Source organism: Kaistella soli, from assembly GCF_019038595.1.
In the GTDB taxonomy this organism is placed as follows: domain Bacteria; phylum Bacteroidota; class Bacteroidia; order Flavobacteriales; family Weeksellaceae; genus Kaistella; species Kaistella soli.
The window spans coordinates 255,173-273,663 of sequence record NZ_JAHOPF010000002.1; the positions used below are offsets into that span (position 1 = coordinate 255,173).

Genomic DNA, 18,491 nt, shown 5'->3' on the forward strand with positions numbered 1-18,491 from the left:
AAAACTGCTTTGTATCTCTAAATTCTAAAAACGACATCCCCATAAGAGGACCATTATGCTGCTGAAAAGCCACCGGAGCTTCCGTTCAACGGGCTTTCATTTCTTGTCTTTCAGACAAAACGAAAGCTTAGTTATTACCTGCAGTGTTTTTATTTTGTTTCGATTATTTTCATCGTTAAATCTCTGAAAGTTAAAATTTCTCCTGTTTGGAAACTGTATCTAGATTTATCAAAAGTATTTAGTCGCTCCAACAGATTTAGTTTTCTTGTCGGTTTATAGGCAAATTCTTCAAAGATTTTCCTTCCCTTTGAAATAATTCCAATCTGTTCTAACATTTCCGAATAATATTTTTCCAAATATGGAGTAATTAATGATGAAGGTCTAATGTTAGAAACATCAACATTTCTACGTTTTAGATATTTTTTCAAAGTCAGAAAAACGGATGCACTTAAGCATTCAGTTCCAAGTATTCTTATTGGTTTTATATCTTGATATTTGCAATTTTCAGCAATTAATTCGCAAACATCTCTTAACGTTCTATTTCTAGAAGGCGTTAATGCCTGTTCCCATTTGCTTTCACTAACTGAAATTCCAAAGCATTCATTCAGGAATTCAGATAAGGGTTTCCAAGGAAGTAAATCCCCAGCACTTCTCCAATAATTTATTGTTGAGTCGAACGTTAAGATAGCATCAGGATCTGTTTCAAAATCCAATTTGCTTGAAATTCGATGCTGTTCAATTAAAATATTTAAAATATCTCTTTGAGTTAACTGTTGATTTAGAATTTCCATTTCACGCGGTTTTTTGCAACATTGCAGGTAACTCTCAAATATACAAAGTTTTTAAGCCGACAACAACATTTGATTTGTTCCAAAGTATTTCCCATGAAATATGTATTTGTCTGTAAATACTCTTCCCCAGTGCTTTTCTCAATCCTAGATTCTTCTGAACTGCGTTCGGTCAACTTTGCCAAAGTTTCGAACTTTGGCAAAGTTAAAGGCTTCCAGAATTTTCAGTTTAAAATTCATAATCACTATCCCGTTGATGCATTAATTTAAAATTCTCAATATCATCAAACCATTCGATAACAGTTTCTTTTCTAACATGGGTTTGTTTTCCCGAAACAATTGCTTTGTATGATGAAAAATCATAATTATTCAGCGATCTATTAAGATCTATTACATTCCGATGCACGCAAATAATACTTTTAATTAAATAATCCTCCGTTTCAATTCTTTTTCTTTTAAAAGGTCTTTCAAACAATGATCCGTGGCGGTTGTGATATTTATTAAATGCCTGTGTATAACTGCTTATCAATTTTCCGATCTGTTTACTTGCGATAGATTTTTCCGCATGTAATCCAGTCTCAACTTTGCCAAAGTTTGGAACTTTGGCAAAGTTATTACCGTTAATATCATCTTTAATTCTTAGAATGAAATGAAAATGATTAGGCATTAGACAGTAAGCATATACATCCGCGACGTGAAGGATGTACGCTTCTGCTTTTTGAAGAAAAAATATACAGTTTTCATCATTTTCGAAGACTTTACATCCATTGATTCCTCTGTTAAAAATGTGGTAATGGCAACCCGGTTCTAAATTGTCAAGCCTTATTTCCATGTTTTGTGTTTTAAATTTCAACTTTTAACTTTGCCAAAGTTTCGAACTTTGGCAAAGTTGGGCTGCGTGTTATTTCCAATTAGATACGTTTAGATGTCCCTCTCCTGTTCTCTGTCTGCCCGGATGCATTTCTTTACATATTCCTGAGGCGGCATACCATAGATCTTGAAAAAATGCCTCGAAAAGGTAGAGCGTGAACCCATCCCGCACTTACTTGCCAGGCCCTCATTGTTGTACTTCAGGTATTCCGGGTTTTCAGAGAGCTGCTTTGCAATATAGCGGATGCGCAGTTCATTGAGGTAGGTCCGGAAGTTTACCCCTTTGCTGATATTGATAAAGGCAGAGAGATACTGCGTGTTGGTCCTTAGCCGGTCGGCCAGTGTTTTTTCAGTCAGGTCAGCATCAAGATACTGTTCCCCGTCTTCAAAATCCTGCATTTTTTCCTTTATCCTGTCGTATATTTCCTGTGGCAGCGTAAACTTCCCCTTTCTCCGTTTCGTACTTGCGGACGGAGTTTCACCGGAAAATGCGGAAGGCGCAATCATGATCCGAAATCTTTTTTCTGTCTCCTTTTCCAGATAATACTGATAAAAGAAGATGGCCATCAACATAAGGCTCAGTATCAACCCAATGGTCATAATTCTTTTGCTCTGGGTGAGCCTCCCCTTTTCATATTTAAATCCTTCCGCATGAAGAACCGAGGAAAGGTAGATCACATCCGCCGAAATTTGGTTCTCCAGCTTGCGGTGAACATCGGAATAATACAGGGCATCATTCATGTGATTGCGGTGCTGTGCATCATGCATAAGAAGCCTGTAATTTTCGCATAGCTCGGGAAACAGAAACTGTTGGCGCCGGTACACCGAATCCACTTTCTTAAAGAGACCAATGGCCTTTTGATGCTGCCCCAGCTGAAGGCGGTTTTTACCCTGATAAAAATAAATGACAGAAGCCCAGGCAAAATCCCTGTTTCTTTCAATTTCAGGAAGTGCGATATCGAGCTCTTCAATGCTGTGCCTGTAATTCCCTTTCCGGAATTCTGAGGTGCCCCGGAACTGATGAAAGTAGCTTCTTACCAGTTTAAAATCGGGGTGCAACGGGATTCCGTTTTCCCCAATACTGATCAGGCTGTCGGCTTTTTTATCATTGTTCAGATGCTGGTGGCAAATCACCATCTGCCGGATACTGTTATAGTAGCCCTTCCTCATATTATGCAGAATATTGGGATGAGGATTTTTCTTCATTTCACTCAGAAAATAGGCCGCACCATATTCAAAATGACGGATGGCATCACAGTGATCCCCCAAATAACTTTTGACCAGCCCAAGATGGTACCCGATCTTATGAATCAGATAATGATCTTCCGTCTTTTCTGCATAACGCATTGCTTTTAAGTATTCCAGCAGTGCGGGACGGTATCTTTTATAATTAAAATAAAACACAATTCCTTTCCCCAAATAGGCGGTCGCAATCAGATCATCCTTGCAGCTAAAATGTGCAGCCGTTATGGCGCTGTCCGCGTACCGGAGTTTAAGATCTTCCGACGGGGTATAATGGAGCGCATCATGGTAGGCCTTAGTCAGTTGGGCAGCATTTTTTTCCTTTTTTGCAAGCGCAATAAGAACTCTGATCTGGGGCAACGCAGCCGAATCGTTAATCTGAATATGCGCATACGTTCTGATGATCCGCTCATAAGGCTCGTGACTGCCCTTTTGCGCAACCAGGAGTTCCGCAAAAAACAGGAAAGGCAATATCAACAGTCTGAGCATCTGCATGATCCGTCATTTTATCTATTCTTCTTTCTCTCAAAATTAGTACTTTTTAATATATAAAACGGTGAAATTCAAACCCTTGGGTAACACCCTGTTTAAAATCTTCTGTATCTGCCATGACTACAGCAATGGCACCTCATTTTTTGGTGGAACGATTTATAAATCATTCCACATTTTTATCTGCAGTTACGCTTTTCTCTTCTTTAAATCTACGGATTGGTCACCGCGCAAAGCCACCGGTCACTGAGCGAAGTCACCGGTCACTGAGCGTCGCCGAAGTGCCAACCCCAACTACAGCATAAGCCCTGTAATGATCCGATAAAAAAACCATCTGCTATTAAAAACCCGGTCACTGAGCGAAGTCGAAGTGTAACGGTTTATAAATCAGCACCCCCTTCTATTTTTTCTTTCAAAATACCCTTCTAATTTAGCTTTAGAATTGAGGAACAGAGACTCCATTTTCTCTAAACAGAACCACGCATTGAAAAATCATTAAAATACATCAACATGAAACCCCTGACAAAAACAATCCCCCTTGCGGCAAGTTTCTTTTTCATCCTCCTGTTCATTGATGCTTCTGCCAGCAGGATGTTGGATTTCGAGTACTTTCAGGTGCACTTGGCGCAGGAGTCTCCTCCTATCCCCTTATCGCCATGAACACTTATCATCTTGATCTTTTACAAAAGCATCTGAAAAAAGCATTGGAGCGGTACTGTGAACTCTGTGATTCATCACCGGAACGGAAGTATTTTACCAATGAGACTGTTTTATCGCAAACTAAAGAAATTGTTCAGCACTATATAGGGTTGTTTCAGTCCCTGCATTTTTTGAATCAACAAACCCAATATTACCATCACGGCTTCATCTTTACCTATCAGGATGAAGAACAGCTTACTTCCAGTGGGGAGTACCTCGAGATTGTGAAACTGCTCACTGAAGCTTATCAACGCATGGCGGAATCGGTGTCCAAAGACCGGTTTTTTGTGCCCATTCATGTTCAGCAGATCAACTCGGGAGAAATTCATATTTTTATAGGAGTGGTGACCAAAAAGCAGTACCACTACACCATTTCCGTTGTGACTCATCAAACGGTTTACCCCAGACCTGCGGCATCGATAGGAAATAGCCGGTACCGTTACCTGCTGAAACTGCTGGAAAGGTATGAGCCTGATGAGTACGCGACTTTAGAGGTTTTTGTGAACAGCAGAGGCCTTTCTTACCGTCAGTTTCAGAAAGACAGCACTTCGTTTTTTGAAAGTTCCTTTTACCATCATTATCTTAAAATCAAAATGATTCCTGTTCTCGAAGACCTCCTGCTGAGTTCGTTGAGCTATAAGGAAATTGCCTATAAAAATGGCTTTGCAAGCTACCATCAGCTCTATACTTTGTTCCACAGAACATACCATTTCCCGTTCCACCGGATCCCCCGGATCGCGCTGCAGCATTAACTTTACCGCGTCGACTTTATCATTCTGTTGACACTATTATACATATAAACGTAAATATTACACATAAGAATGTCTTTATTATACATATAAATGTCATTATTATACATACTTCTGCCACTAAAGTACATGTATTTGAAAAAGGGATGTCGCAATTTTACATCATCAAACAGCGGTCATGAAAAATCTGATAAAAATACTGACTATTGCCATAAGCCTCTTCTTCGCGCTTCTCTTTTCCTATGCAGCAATGAGCAAAGCCACCGGTTTCAAAAACTTCCGGGATCAGCTGGGGCAGTCACCGGGACTTGAGGGATACGGAGAACCTCTAGCTTACGGCATTATTGCATTGCAGACGTTCACCGTAGTCCTGTTCTGTTACCGCCCACTCCGGTTATGGGGCTTATGGATTACTTTTGGGATGCTTACTGTCTTTGCAGGGTATATCGGGGGAATCCTCCTCTACAGTAAAAACCCTCCCTGCACCTGCATTGGGCTGTTTGAAAAGATGAGCTGGAAAGGCAATTTGATTTTAAATATAGGATTAATGATCACCGCTCTTGTTGGCATTATCAGCATGAGGACAGGTAGAGATCAAAATAAAAAAAATGAAAAGGATGCATCCTTTTCAGAGTAGAATGTCCTAGGCATTCAGTGAACTTTGCAAACAGTGAATTCCTGTCTGCATCACGAAACGCAGAACGGTTGACGAACCGCAATGCGTCGAAGACGACCGTCTGCTTAGAAGGCAGACTACCCGAATTAATTTTAAACTTAAAGTTTTTAAGGTAATCTTTTTCAGTAAAAAGACCACAAAAATGAAACATTTACAATTTATAAAAACCAACATGATGTTGGCAGCAGCGCTTTTAACAGCAGGAATTACCATGTCGTATAAAGTGGCAGAGAAAAAAGCAAATGACACCGCTTATTTTTATAACAGCGACGATATGAGTGAAGGTGCATTTCATAACGTCAGCAACTGGACCACCTCAACGAGTGCAGGAATAGGTTGTGTGACTTCAGGTGTAAGACCCTGTAAGGTAATTGTTCCCGAAAACAGCTCTCTTTCGGATGTACTTGGTTCCAGGGACAATGAAGAAGTGCTGGACATTTCAGTGAACAGAAAATCTGCTCCGTAATAAAGAGGGATTTATTAAAAAGGGCGGGAAACAATTCCCGCCTTTTCATATTATCGGGGATTTTGAGGCATCCCTGTGAGCTTAATTATATCCTCGGGAATGGCTATGGCATATCGCAGGTCATTAGGAGGTAAAATATATGTTTGACCGTTGACCGTGCGTTGTAAAGTAATATTTCTTCCATCGCGGTTATACCTTTTAAGATCCGCCCATCGGATTCCGCGAAACAGCAGTTCTTTACGCCGTTCTCTGTAAATTATATCCAGAGCTTCGGCCTTGTTGCTTGCGCTAAAATTGACAAACGTTCCTGATTTCCACCGCTGAACCAATAGCTGATTCAGTTTCATCATCGCTTTATCAAGATCATTGAGCTGGGCGTAGCTCTCCGCAGCAATTAAATACAGTTCATCCGTTGCCAATACCGAAGATCTTGTGGAATTACCTGTATAATTGCCTTTGAAAAGTATTTCTCCCACGGCATTGCTTTTAAAATATACGGCCTTTCTTAAATCATTGTTATTATACAACTGATATAAAGATGCGGGGATTTTTGCGACGTTTGTCCCCAGTACAGGAGAATAAGCAATAAAAGTGGGCAACAGTACCTCTACATTCATTTCTTTTATGGGATAGGAATCTGTCGTATTGAGCTGATTAAAATTCATGAGTTGAGGATGTATTGCTAAAGCAGTATTTGCATACAGCAGGGCATTAGCATAATCTCCTTTGTACAGATATGCCCGTGCGAGAACTCCCAGTGCGGTTGCTTTGGATGCGCGGGCCGGCGAAACCTGTTGATTGGGTAAAAGCGCCACAGCCGCGTGCAAATCAGTTGTGATCTGGTCGTAAGTCTGCTGTAAAGTGGACCGGACGGACGGAATATTAACGTCCGGACTTAACCTCAGCGGGAGTCCCCAATCGGTATTAGCAGTATTTTTGTTATAGGCAAGACACCAGATTTGGGTGGCTTCCAAATACACCGAGGCACGGATGGTCAGGGCCTGCCCTCTTACATTTTCGGCATTGGCAATCTGGTACTGGTCCAGATTATGCAGTACGGTATTACACGTATTTATTCTGCTGAAGCAGCTTCTCCAGTCGTTTCCACTTCCCCTCGCTACGAGATCGGGTTGCCATGTATACAGTCTTTTATCTGCTTCATACGAGACGCCGTTATAATCGCTGTCGCTCATATAGATGTCATCGGCGGAAATTTCTCCGCTGATGCTGTTGTCACCTAACACATTAGAAATCCGGTCTAAAAGTGCCTGATTATCCTGAAGCGTTTCAGGAGTAACGAGCTTCGTATCCGACTTTTCTTCTAAAAACTCTCTGCATGCGGTGACTGAATTCAGCAAAGAGATCAAAATTAACAGAACAATTTTATTTTTCATAATAATAGTTTTAAAATTGGGCACGAAGGCCTAATGAGTAGGTTGTAACGGGTTTCAGCGAGTAGGTTCCCCAGTTGTAGTCAGGATCTATATCCGCTTTATTTGCTTTCCAGATAAGCCCCAGATTGCTGAGCGAGCAGTAGAGATGCAGACTCTTAATGTTCAGATCACTGAGGACTTCCTGCTTAAAGTTGTATCCAAGATTGAAATACTGTAACCGGATGTGATCTCCCTTCTCCACCAATACTTCTGAGCCATTGTAGAATGCATCCCTTGAAGAGTTTGAAACGAATGCTGCAGACGGTACATCGGTGACAAGTTCATCACCGGGCTTCTTCCATCTTTTCGCAAAATCACTATGCCCGTCCCGACCGGTGATGAGGGTGGTGTAATTAATGGAATTCCTGCGGAACCAATATCCTAATTTGTAGGTAATACCGATATCACAACTGAACTGCCTGTATTGCAGGGAATTGATGAAGGAGCCAAAATTTGTAGGAACTGCCGACCCAAAGAACTGCAGGTCTTCAATTCCTTTGTTGGAAGCCATTATTTTCGTGTAATCTTTACTGATTTCTCCATTAAGATACCCTCTCGCCTCGCCGGTATTGGGATCCAGACCTGCCCATTTGTAGGCAAAGACCGAATACACGGGCAAACCGACGATACCCGAAATCGGGGCCGTTGTACCTGCTGCGGGCACAAAATTACTTGCTAAAGTGTTGGGAAGATAATAGTCCGTCACTTCGTCCTTGTTATGGCTGAAATTAAAAATGGTGTTCCATTTGAAGATCCGATCAATGTTCTTCGTGTTGAGAACCACATCTACACCATGTCCATTCATCCCTGCGACATTCCAAAGCAGAGTGGTAATTCCGGTGGTGTAATCGATGGGTGCCCGTCCGAATAAATTCCGGCCTTTTTTGGCGTAATATTCAAAAGAACCCGAAATGCGGCGGTTTCTCATTTCAAAATCAATCCCTACATTCATGATTCCGAGCATTTCCCAACGAAGTTTGGGATTAAAATACTGATCAATTCTCGCAGTGGGCCCTCCCGTGTACATCGATAAATCTGGATCATAGGAAATCGTGGTTACAGCAACCATAGCAGGATCTATATTTCCATTATAACCATAGGACCCACGTACTTTTACCAGGGGCAGCCATTTCAGGTGGTAAAATTTCTCGTTTGATAAGTTCCAGGCAAGCCCGGCCGACCAGAACGGATTCCACTGCTCGTTTGTTTTGAGTCCGAAGAGATTGCTTGCATCCCTTCTCACACTACCGGATATGGTATATCGCTTATCAAAAGTATAAGCTCCATTGGCATAAAAAGATAAGAAATTGAGACGCGTTCCGCGCAGCGATGCATTTTTGGGGATAAAATTATAATCTCCTGTAACAAAATTCGGATAGTCGTGGGTGTAATCTACTACAGCACTGGATCTGTCATTGGAATTGTATCCATAAAACCGGTTCGCTTCGTATTCCGTAACCGTAGAGCGGGTTTCCCCTCCTGCAATAGCAGAAATCTGATGTTGCCCAAAAGTGGTATTGTAGTTAAGCTGCCCCCTGAAATTATTAATTGCGGTCTGGGTATTCCCCTTATCGAAAATACCACCTTTGGGGATGACAAATTTCGCAGTTCCGTCGGTATTCAGCGCAGCAAAGGTATTGATCAGATGTCTGGTACTGTAGCTATCCCCGTCTCTCAGCGTTGAGGTCTGCCCGTTGAGGTTTTGGTACTGGTATTTAACGTCAGCATCAAGCCCTTTAAGCAGTTTATAATTCAATCCGGCATTGATGACGATTTCATTCGTGTTGTTTTTGGCGTAATTATGTTGCCAGTCGGTAAGCGGATAATAATTCCAGTCGAGCAATCCCTTACTGGCAAGGCTGTTCTTGTAGTTTTGGTCATAATCTGCATTTACGATGAGCGGATTCCCCGCGCTGTCGGCAAACTCCAAATAAGGAACTTTCCAGTTTCCTTTCATGCTGATGGTGTTATAGGCGCTTCTTCCACTTTTAGAATCCGTATTGGTAAACTGAACACCTGTGAGGAGGGTCAACCGGTCTGTGGGTTTCCAGACATTTTGAAATCTCGTGTTCAACCGTTGGTATTTCTCTCCGAGGTTTCCGGTATTGTCGTCGAAGCCAACAAAGGAAGTCCAGGAAAAGTTCGGAAAGCCCCCCGCAATATTCACCGCATATTGCCGGTTTTCCATCGGGAGGTACATATATTTACGATATTGGTCGCGTACATCTGCCAAACGGAGCCTGTCAATCTGTTGCATGGCATCTTCATGAGTAATCAAACCCTTCTTTTCTCTGTTCAACAAATCTACGACCGGAGTCAGTACCGGATGATTGGAGGAATTGATATCGCTGTTATAGTAGCCGTTTTTAAAAAGCTGCATTTCCACGTCGATAAAATCTGAACTTGAGATCGGTTTGCTGTAGCCGAAATCCGGTTTGGAACCTAAGGTTGTGAATGCAGTAAACTCTACAGAAAGAGGCTGATTGAATCTTGCTCCTTTTGTCGTAATCACAATAACGCCATTTGCCGCTTTGGCACCCCAAATACTCGATGCAGCAGCATCTTTCAGAACAGTAATATTTTCTACCATATTGGGATTGATACGGCTGAGGTCTCCCTCATAAGGGAAATGATCTACAACGATCAACGGAGTTTTGGGACCCTGCAAAGTACTGAGTCCCCTGATCATGAGTTGTCCTTTTTCCGTGAGGCCTGTACTCACACTCAGTCCGCTCGTTATAGCGGGAAGCCGGTCCATGATATTGGTCGTCACCTGTTGCTGCAGGAGTTGGCTGCTTACCGAAGAGAAAGAACCTGTCGCCCTTTCCTTTGGTATTTTCTGATATCCGGTCGACAGACTTATTTCTTCGATATCGGTGATGTGGGGATCAAGATACACGGTAAGCGTTTCCTGCTTTGGGAGGCCGGTATTAATGTGGCTTCTTTTGTAGCCTTCACCTGAAAGAACGATGGCTATCGATTTTATCCTGTTATCTCCCACCGTAAAGCTGAATCGCCCTTCACCGTCGGTAAGAGTGACAAGTTTTGTTTCGGGAACATAGATCCTGATTCCGGGGACAGGCTTTTTCGTGGTGCCGTCCAGCACTACCCCATTCAGCTGGTGCTGCTGTGCCAGGCTCATCATGCTGCTGCAGATCAGGGGTAATAATAAAAGTTTTTTCATAATAGGCTTGGTTTTAAAGTTTTTTATCTTGAATAACGAGTACGGTCAGCTCACGTGCGGTCTCTTCCAGAGCCAGATCGTAGGCAGCGAGTTCTTTCTGCAGCATTTGTAAGTCTTTTACCGCAGAAAAATGAAGATCTACCTTCCCTTTATAACCCGTCTCGTCAATAACAGGAAGCGGGGTAAGATCTTTTGTGGCATTTATCGGAGAAAGCATAAAGTCCAGCGTAGCGTTCTGCAATACTGAAGGACTTTTTAGGAAAGCATCAATAAACACCCCGCCCTTTGTTGCGATCTTATCTTTAGAAGAGGTCCTTTTGAGCACCAGGCAACGCATCGCTTTTTTCTGAATAGTGGCGGTATAGTTTGTATTTTCATTAATCATCCTCAACATTCGGGGATAAAGCGAATCCGACTCTGTTTTAGGAACCAGATAGTCGACTGTGTACAATCGGGACTCCATCGCAGCGTCAGTCGTAAAATCAATAGCTTCAGGTTGATTAACCAAATTAATGATGCGTTTCACATTCAGTTTTTCGCCTTGCTGATTAAATATTTCCTGAGCAACTGCTCGGTAAATCTCCAGTAAAGAAAGATTGGTAAATTGTCTTCCATAGGTTTTGCCGTGCTCCCGATGAAATCTGGTACCGGATGCGAGTCCTCTCATTCTGCCTTTACCAAAAAAAGTATAGTGATTCAGTACAAAACCTTTTTCGAGAGTAAGGTCGGGCGATATCATCAGCGGTCCATCATCATCCCGCTGCACTACGGTCTGCAGGGACGACTGGCTACCTCGGAGTATTTCCGCAACCGTATTTTCGGTTACCTGATCACCATCCGTAGTGTTCAGTAGCTTACCGTCTCTGATCCATACGACAAAGGGAACACCCACATGTGGAAACAGCTTCTTCAAGAGCTGATCACCCACCACCGAATGTAGCGATGCGAACCGCTGTCCGTTTTTCGATGCGAAAAACTTCTCCAGAGCAGGCCGGTCCTGGCTGGTCACAGGGATTATTTTCACCCGGTCTCCGTATTGTTTCTGCAGGGCTTCCATCTTCGGGAATCCCTGCAGGCACGCGCTGCACCAGGTATTCCAAAAGTCCAGTAGGATCAGTTTTTCTTTCTCGGCCCCCAGTGTCATGGTTTTCTGCGGGCTGTTGACGATCTGAAGCGGGGTGCTCCACACTTCATCGGGGACGGCGGCCCCAATCTTTAAGGCTTTGAGCTGCGCAGGAACCTGCAGGAACAGCATTGCCAGGAATAACAGGGAAAGGATTCCCCTGCAAAACTTTTTTTTCATAGTTTTGTTTTTTAATTGGTTAGTTCATTTTTGTACTGATCATTAGTACTGCTCTTTCCTGTCGGGTCTGCAAACTTTAGGGAAAGGGCTTTTTATTTTGCTGGATGTTGGGTCTTGGATGCTGGATTCCAGGGTACTCATCATTCAAACCATCATCACATCATCTGCTTTTTACTTGTTTCTTTTTACTTTTATCTTTTTACTTTTATCTTTTTCCCTGCCTGTGGCTTCGGCTTCACTCAGCCACCGAAACCATTACTCATTACTCATTACTCATTACTCATTGCTCATGATATCCCTCGGATTGCCTTAGGGGAGAGCGGTGTAGAAACCTATGAAGAGGGGCACTCTCCCGCTAAAGACACATCCTTTATATTTTTGCTTGTTTTTTTTCTATTATACCCTCTTTTCACATCGGAGATTTTTTTAAATTGACCTAGGAGATTTTTGCGTTAAGAAAAATTTTAATTATTTCCTGAAAAAATCTTCAACTGTCAGGCATAAAAATCCCCCCTGTTTGAGTGGCGGCAATGGACTTAATACAAAAGAACCTATTATCTTTCCGCCCGAGTTCTGGGGATTTTCTTAGAAATAATTGGAATTTTTTAGCAAAAAGATCCAAGTCTTGATTTTTTTGTTTCTTTTTTCATCAAGGAAAAAAGAATGAAATCCCGGATTGCCTTAGGGGAAAGCGAAACACAAATGATGAAAAATAAAAACTGCTTTCCCGCTAACGACCAATCCTTTTAAACCTGCATTACATCCAAACCTACATCACTCTGTATTTACTTCTTCATAAAACCGTTCTGCACACAGATCGAGCAGCTCATTAGTTTCCTTGATCTCCTTTCTGAGCTCCACCACCCAAACTGCCAATAAAACGATCAGTATTGAAGCGATGATGTTGTAAATCTTAAGTGTTTTCATGGTTTTTTTCTTTCAAGAAGAGTTGATCTATTGATAAATATTGCTTTCCATTATTTTAAATATCAGAGGTTACATTATTTAAATATTACGTTATAAATCCCGCTTTCAATAAAAAACCACCGACCTACGGGTCTTCTATGATAATTATTACATGCCTCCCGATAAAACCCCCGACCTAGGAGATTTTTGCGTGAAGAAAAACTGATGTTTCTTCCGAAACTTCCTTTACACTCAGCAGGTATAAAAATCCCCCTGTTTGAGTGGTGGCAATACACTTCACGCAGCGCCGCTCTACTTCCGACCGCCCGAAACCGCTTGCGGTTCGACGACCGAAGAGAGTCAATTTGGGGATTTTCCTGGAAGAAACAGCAGTTTTTTAGCAAAAAGATCCAGTCTTGATTTTTTGGTTCATTTTGCATCAAGGCAAACCTAACGCAGTGGTTCGACGAAGTCAAAAGAACTAAAGCCCTTTTAGCAAAACGAAGTACGAGTTTCGCCGATTCCGTTAAAAAAACAATAAGGATGAGGCAATAAATCCAAGTCTTGATTTTTTTGTTTCTTTTTTCATCAAGGAAAAAAGAATGAAAATCTACCCTTCATCTTCACTGCTCTTTTATGGTGGAAATTCTCAAATACTTTTCATGAACTCCTCATGAGCTATCCATGAAGCATCCATGAAGCATCTACGGAGCATCCCTGTTTTCTGTCAGGTAATGCTTTTACCCATGGCTCTTTTTTACGTTGGGCTTTTCCCTGTCTCTGGCTTCGGCCCCGCTCAGCCACCGGAACCATTACTTATTACTCATTACTCATTACTCATTACTGATGGAATACCCTCGGATTGCCTTAGGGGAAAGCGAAACACAAATGATGAAAAATAAAATAGCTTTCCCGCTAAAGACCAATCCTTTCTTATCTACTTCTAAACTCCTTGGCGATTGAGCTGAGCCGAAATCACCTTCAATGTGGCTTCGACTGCGCTCAGCCACCGGAACCTTTACTTATTGCTCATTACTCATTACTTATTGCTCATTACTAATTACTTATTGCTCATTACTAATTACTCATGATATCCCTCGGATTGCCTTAGGGGAAAGCAACATCAATTAAAAACGCTTTCCCGCTAAGAACAAATCCTTCTGAAGAGAATTGATATGAATGTAAGGTTCTCTTTATGAGGTATCGGTGATGATTATTGCTGTTTTCATATTTAAGATCTTGGATTGGATGCCGGATGTTTTTCCGTTTCCGACACTTTATAGCCAGCATATTTCGTCAGTAAGCCCTGGGGCCGCAATGGCGGGTAACCATTGTTCATGTCATTCAGAATGATCCCTGTCATTCCAGGCGGAGTTATCATTCCGAGCGAAGCGAGGAATCTCTTTCGCAAAGCGAAAGCAAAACATCCAGCTTCCATCACCCCGCACCCAGCATACCTGTCATTCCGAGCAAAGCGAGGAATCTCCTCTGTCATTCCGAGCAAAGCGAGGAATCTCTTTTGCGCAGCAAAAGCCAAACATCCAGCTTCCAGCATCCAGCACCCAGCATTTCAAAAAACCAACACTCTCCCACTTCACCCACCTTTCATCTTCATTTGTATAATCGGAATAAACAACCTATTTTTAACGTACCAGTTTTTAAAGTTCCTTACTCCTACACTCAGGCTCCATCAAAGGGCTTTGGTGTGCTTAAGGGCTGTTGTATTGAAAAGATTCTGTGTGGCATTGGGCTGCACAAAACCTTACCCTCTCACGGCAGTGAGGAGCGTTGGCGTTCTTTTATCTCCTGATGGGTATCGGGAGACTGGTGGTGAGAACCTTCACGTTTCTAATTTTAAGGAGGAAAGTAGGTAAATGTCGTTCTCATAATATCGTTTAGATTTTTAAATTATGAGTCCAAAGAAAAGTGCTATAAATAAAATAGCGGAGGATAACCCCTTACCTTCCACTGCCAAACGGGCACGACCAAGCGCCACAGACACAGCTTCCAGCAAGGGACTATCCCCCGCATTTTGCAAATGTACAAAATCAACGGGGAATTAAATTCCCTTGGGTTCCGTGTCTTAAAATTGGTCGTTTAGTTTGGCGGAACTCATTAGTTACTCATAGAATATCTATAACTAACTGAAACAAAGATACAAATTAAATCGTAATAAGCAAATTTTACTTACAATATTTAACAATTAAAGATTTTGATTACAGAAAACAATAGAATCAGGGCTATAATAAAACAATACCGTGAACATTATAAGTTTACGCAGAATGAAATTGCAAAACTCTCTGGATTAACCCAAAGTGCTTATAGCGCAATAGAAATAGCAAAGGGCAACATTGATTTTGATAAGACAAACTATATTGCTCAAGCATATGGAATAAAACTTTGGGACTTCATTAATCCTAGTACAACAATTCCGGAAATCAAAAATCTACCCAACGCCACTAGAGCAATCGCATTGTTAAATAAGGATAAAATTATTTCAATTGCAAAAACCGATATTAATCTACCCGAAAGAATCATGACAATTCTAAACTCTAATAAACTTTCTGAGCAATTTACTTCTTCTGACATTTGGAAAATGCTGCCAATAGAAGTTAGGGATTTTATAAAAACAACGAGGGTCACGGACGCAATTTCTAGAGAAGCATTTAGGAATGTTATCGCCTTTACTGGACAAAAACGTGGCAAAGAGAAGGTGTACCAAAAGATTAAGTAATTATATCATGCAAATAGAAACATTTCTTCTATCTACATTTTTTGCTTTTACGGGAAACCGTAATTGGGATTGAAAAGTTGTTTGTATTCTAGACTTCAAGAAAAAAACACATTGGTAAATATGCATTATTTCTAAGTGAACATGCTTATTTTATTCTATATAAAAGTTTGTAAATTTTAAACAGAACTCAAAATGATATACATAATTCCTACCAAAGGAGGTTTAGGAGTAGAAGTATGGGGAACATACGACGATTTAAGCAATTTCTATAATGTTATTGGTAAATTTTGGAATAACAAAGATAAATTAACTAAAAAAGGATTCGACAATAGAGATAATCTAATTAGTGGTTTTTCTTATGAGATACGGAAATCAAAAGACGGAAATAGACTTAAGAGAAATAGTAGTCATTTTTCTTTTGAAGAACAAAAACATTATGGTGTCCAAATATCTTGGGTACATTTTCTGTTTTCATTAACTGCGTTAAAATTCAATATGAGATATTGTGAAACTAACAAATTTGATATTTCACAAATTCTATTAATCGAATTTTGGCTGGAAAAAGCTATGATTAGTTATGATGAAATTGGAGCTAAGAACTTAATTGGATTTATAGAAGATGGATTATACGGAGGAAATAATCATATTTATCAATGTATGAGGAGCGTAAATTTAGATTTTTTTATTCTTGGCGGCGGAAAAAGAGCTTTTAGAAAATTGCCCGACTTATTAAAAAGAGGGGTTTATTATACAGATGAATATAAGGACTATTTAAAATTTTTAGAAGAAGAAGCAAAAAAATTAAACTGTGAAATATCAGAACTTGAATTAAGCGATGATGATTTTGATTATGAAAATTTGAAATGGTAAAAAAATAGAAAGAGAGTTGTGACTTTTTGTTTATAGAGTACTTCATAAATATTATATACTAAATAATTAGTACTTTGCTTATGGATAAATATTCCCTCAATATTTATAAAAAACAAATCTAAATGAATAACGAAAACATTGTACAAGGTTTATTATTTGAGGAAGATTACCTAATCAGAACATTAGGAAACCTTGCTAATTCGCCAGAAATCGCATTGACAGAGCTAGTTGCAAATGCTTGGGATGCTGGTGCAACTACGGTAGATATTTTTATTCCTGAAGAGAAAGGCCAAAACTTGATTATTGAAGATAATGGAGTTGGACTTACCACAGAGGAATTTTATAACCGGTGGATGAAATTAGGCTATAACAGAATTAAACATCAAGGTAAAAAAGTTACGTTTCCTAAGGGCATTGATCTGCAAAGATATGCATACGGACGAAATGGAGTTGGAAGACATGGAATGCTTTGTTTTAATGAAATATACGAGGTCATCACAAACAAGGAGGGAAAGGAATCACATTTTGTTATTACAACAAAAAGCGAAAAGGAACCTTTCATCATTAAATCGGAAAATTTCAAAAATTCAAAAACCACAGGAACAAAACTTGTTGTACAAGTTCAAAAAAATCTCCCCAAAGCCGAGCAAATCTTGGAAGTAATCTCAGCTAGATTCCTTCACGATCCAAAATTTACCGTTTCTATCAATAGACAAACCATTCAATTAGAAGAGCATAATGGTCTACTTTTTACTGAAGAGGCGAACATTGACAAAATTAAGCTGAAAATTCACCTAATAGATTCTAAAAAAAGTAGAAAATCAACTCTATATCAAGGTATCGCATTTTGGCAAGGAGGTCGTCTGGTCGGAGAACCGTCTTGGATAGTAGGAAAAAACATGGTTCTTGACGGTCGAACAAAGCATGCTAAAAGATATTCAGTTGTTGTTGAAACAAATGACTTAGCAGAATACATTAGGGAAGATTGGACTGGTTTTAAGAATCAAAAAGAGCTTGATAAGGTTTTTGATAAAGTAGATGAAATAGTCCAAAAAATGTTTTCGAGGATTGCATTAGAAAATATTGAAGAAACTACAAAACAAATTAAAGATGAGTACAGAGAAGAATACGGTTCATTAAGTCCTCTTGGAAAATATGAATTCAATGAAGTTATAGAAAAATTAGCGCTAAATAATCCTACAGCAAGACAAGAAGCAATAAATTTAGCGGTAGAGACCGTTATTAGTTTAGAAAAAACTAGAAGTGGTAGTGAGCTTTTGCTCAAACTGTCTGTACTTACCGATGAGGATATCGACGGTTTGAATCAATTGCTTGATAAATGGTCTATTAAAGATGCACTTACAGTCCTTGATGAAATTGACAACAGAATTTCTGTAATTGAGGCTATCAGAAAATTAGGGAATGACAAAAGTGTTGATGAGCTTCATGTTTTGCATCCTTTGATTGCGAGTGCTAGATGGATATTTGGACCTGAATTTGATTCTCCAGAATATTCTTCGAATAACCAACTACACACAACGATTGAAAAAGTATTCGGGAATAAAATCAATAAGGAGGTATTTAAAAATTACAGAAAGAGACCTGATATCGTTGTTAAAGGAGACTCAACCTTTTCGATAACAGGCACCCAAAAGATTGATAATGAGAGTCAACTTAATACCACAGACAGAATTCTCATAATTGAGTTAAAAAGAGGTGGTTTTAAATTAAGTAGAGATGAGCGAAATCAAGCCGTAAATTATGTAGAAGATTTTCTTGGTAGCGGAACTATTATAGGAATGCCTTATATAAACGCATTTGTTGTGGGAGAAACGTTTAGTGAGAAAATTCAGCCAATACAGTCTATTAAAGATGAACATGGAAAGGAAAACGGCAAGGTTCAAATCTGCTTATTTTCTCAAATCGTAGATACGGCAGAAGCCAGACTTTTTAACTTAAGAAAAAGGCTGAACGAAAGGTACGACGACATTCCTGGGATGGAACTATATCACCGTCAGTCGAAATTTGCCTTATAATAAACAGCGCGATAGACTTTTTTTGAAAGTTTTTATAATAACTCGA

At 40.2% G+C, this 18,491-nt stretch carries 14 protein-coding genes; 6 read left to right on the top strand and 8 right to left on the bottom strand.

Going from position 1 to position 18,491, the window contains the following annotated elements:
• Positions 1 to 149 precede the first annotated feature (149 nt).
• The 3 genes from KSK37_RS04290 to KSK37_RS04300 form a co-directional block, all read right to left on the bottom strand.
• Entirely contained in the window at positions 150 to 791 is a 642-nt protein-coding gene (locus KSK37_RS04290) for a hypothetical protein (protein WP_217199654.1), read from the bottom strand.
• Positions 792 to 1,017: 226 nt separating this feature from the next.
• Positions 1,018 to 1,620 carry a hypothetical protein gene (locus KSK37_RS04295; RefSeq protein ID WP_217199656.1) on the bottom strand — a complete coding sequence of 201 codons (603 nt, stop codon included), beginning with the start codon at positions 1,618 to 1,620 and terminating at the stop codon, positions 1,018 to 1,020.
• Positions 1,621 to 1,709: 89 nt separating this feature from the next.
• Positions 1,710 to 3,395 carry a helix-turn-helix domain-containing protein gene (locus tag KSK37_RS04300; protein WP_217199657.1) on the bottom strand — a complete coding sequence of 562 codons (1,686 nt, stop codon included), beginning with the start codon at positions 3,393 to 3,395 and terminating at the stop codon, positions 1,710 to 1,712.
• A 650-nt stretch (positions 3,396 to 4,045) separates the two neighbouring features.
• Here KSK37_RS04300 and KSK37_RS04305 point away from each other — a divergent pair.
• The 3 genes from KSK37_RS04305 to KSK37_RS04315 all read left to right on the top strand — a co-directional run bounded on the left by KSK37_RS04305 (position 4,046) and on the right by KSK37_RS04315 (position 5,979).
• The gene (locus tag KSK37_RS04305; RefSeq protein ID WP_217199658.1) at positions 4,046 to 4,840 is read left to right on the top strand and encodes a hypothetical protein; all 795 of its coding nucleotides are present in this window, start codon (positions 4,046 to 4,048) and stop codon (positions 4,838 to 4,840) included.
• Between the two features lie 175 nt (positions 4,841 to 5,015).
• On the top strand, positions 5,016 to 5,474 hold the full coding sequence (locus KSK37_RS04310) for a MauE/DoxX family redox-associated membrane protein (RefSeq protein ID WP_217199659.1): 459 nt from the start codon (positions 5,016 to 5,018) through the stop codon (positions 5,472 to 5,474).
• Positions 5,475 to 5,655: 181 nt separating this feature from the next.
• Positions 5,656 to 5,979, top strand: coding sequence for a hypothetical protein (locus tag KSK37_RS04315; RefSeq protein ID WP_217199660.1), 324 nt, complete (start codon positions 5,656 to 5,658; stop codon positions 5,977 to 5,979).
• A gap of 50 nt (positions 5,980 to 6,029) precedes the next feature.
• On the opposite strand, the gene KSK37_RS04320 is transcribed toward KSK37_RS04315, so the two are convergent.
• From KSK37_RS04320 to KSK37_RS14140, 5 genes are all read right to left on the bottom strand, one after another.
• Positions 6,030 to 7,373, bottom strand: coding sequence for a RagB/SusD family nutrient uptake outer membrane protein (locus tag KSK37_RS04320; protein ID WP_088360249.1), 1,344 nt, complete (start codon positions 7,371 to 7,373; stop codon positions 6,030 to 6,032).
• 10 nt (positions 7,374 to 7,383) lie between these two features.
• On the bottom strand, positions 7,384 to 10,596 hold the full coding sequence (locus tag KSK37_RS04325; protein ID WP_217199662.1) for a SusC/RagA family TonB-linked outer membrane protein: 3,213 nt from the start codon (positions 10,594 to 10,596) through the stop codon (positions 7,384 to 7,386).
• A 13-nt stretch (positions 10,597 to 10,609) separates the two neighbouring features.
• The gene (locus tag KSK37_RS04330) at positions 10,610 to 11,899 is read right to left on the bottom strand and encodes a TlpA family protein disulfide reductase (protein ID WP_217199664.1); all 1,290 of its coding nucleotides are present in this window, start codon (positions 11,897 to 11,899) and stop codon (positions 10,610 to 10,612) included.
• Between the two features lie 774 nt (positions 11,900 to 12,673).
• Positions 12,674 to 12,826 carry a hypothetical protein gene (locus tag KSK37_RS04335; protein ID WP_179209411.1) on the bottom strand — a complete coding sequence of 51 codons (153 nt, stop codon included), beginning with the start codon at positions 12,824 to 12,826 and terminating at the stop codon, positions 12,674 to 12,676.
• A 1,210-nt stretch (positions 12,827 to 14,036) separates the two neighbouring features.
• On the bottom strand, positions 14,037 to 14,168 hold the full coding sequence (locus tag KSK37_RS14140; protein WP_281418147.1) for a hypothetical protein: 132 nt from the start codon (positions 14,166 to 14,168) through the stop codon (positions 14,037 to 14,039).
• An 849-nt stretch (positions 14,169 to 15,017) separates the two neighbouring features.
• Here KSK37_RS14140 and KSK37_RS04340 point away from each other — a divergent pair.
• The 3 genes from KSK37_RS04340 (at position 15,018) to KSK37_RS04350 (ending at position 18,445) form a co-directional block, all read left to right on the top strand.
• A complete protein-coding gene (locus KSK37_RS04340) occupies positions 15,018 to 15,539 on the top strand; it encodes a helix-turn-helix domain-containing protein (protein WP_217199666.1) in 522 nt (173 codons plus the stop codon).
• Positions 15,540 to 15,731: 192 nt separating this feature from the next.
• On the top strand, positions 15,732 to 16,409 hold the full coding sequence (locus KSK37_RS04345) for a DUF6904 family protein (RefSeq protein ID WP_217199668.1): 678 nt from the start codon (positions 15,732 to 15,734) through the stop codon (positions 16,407 to 16,409).
• Positions 16,410 to 16,531: 122 nt separating this feature from the next.
• Positions 16,532 to 18,445 (top strand): ATP-binding protein, encoded by a 1,914-nt coding sequence (locus KSK37_RS04350; protein WP_217199670.1) that lies wholly within the window; start codon positions 16,532 to 16,534, stop codon positions 18,443 to 18,445.
• The last annotated feature ends 46 nt before the right edge of the window (positions 18,446 to 18,491 follow it).

Bases quoted from the DNA above. Each gene is read 5' to 3' on its own strand.
- KSK37_RS04290 (WP_217199654.1), bottom strand. From the start codon at position 791: ATGGAAATTCTAAATCAACAGTTAACTCAAAGAGATATTTTAAATATT.
- KSK37_RS04295 (WP_217199656.1), bottom strand. From the start codon at position 1,620: ATGGAAATAAGGCTTGACAATTTAGAACCGGGTTGCCATTACCACATT.
- KSK37_RS04300 (WP_217199657.1), bottom strand. From the start codon at position 3,395: ATGCAGATGCTCAGACTGTTGATATTGCCTTTCCTGTTTTTTGCGGAA.
- KSK37_RS04305 (WP_217199658.1), top strand. From the start codon at position 4,046: ATGAACACTTATCATCTTGATCTTTTACAAAAGCATCTGAAAAAAGCA.
- KSK37_RS04310 (WP_217199659.1), top strand. From the start codon at position 5,016: ATGAAAAATCTGATAAAAATACTGACTATTGCCATAAGCCTCTTCTTC.
- KSK37_RS04315 (WP_217199660.1), top strand. From the start codon at position 5,656: ATGAAACATTTACAATTTATAAAAACCAACATGATGTTGGCAGCAGCG.
- KSK37_RS04320 (WP_088360249.1), bottom strand. From the start codon at position 7,373: ATGAAAAATAAAATTGTTCTGTTAATTTTGATCTCTTTGCTGAATTCA.
- KSK37_RS04325 (WP_217199662.1), bottom strand. From the start codon at position 10,596: ATGAAAAAACTTTTATTATTACCCCTGATCTGCAGCAGCATGATGAGC.
- KSK37_RS04330 (WP_217199664.1), bottom strand. From the start codon at position 11,899: ATGAAAAAAAAGTTTTGCAGGGGAATCCTTTCCCTGTTATTCCTGGCA.
- KSK37_RS04335 (WP_179209411.1), bottom strand. From the start codon at position 12,826: ATGAAAACACTTAAGATTTACAACATCATCGCTTCAATACTGATCGTT.
- KSK37_RS14140 (WP_281418147.1), bottom strand. From the start codon at position 14,168: ATGACAGGGATCATTCTGAATGACATGAACAATGGTTACCCGCCATTG.
- KSK37_RS04345 (WP_217199668.1), top strand. From the start codon at position 15,732: ATGATATACATAATTCCTACCAAAGGAGGTTTAGGAGTAGAAGTATGG.
- KSK37_RS04350 (WP_217199670.1), top strand. From the start codon at position 16,532: ATGAATAACGAAAACATTGTACAAGGTTTATTATTTGAGGAAGATTAC.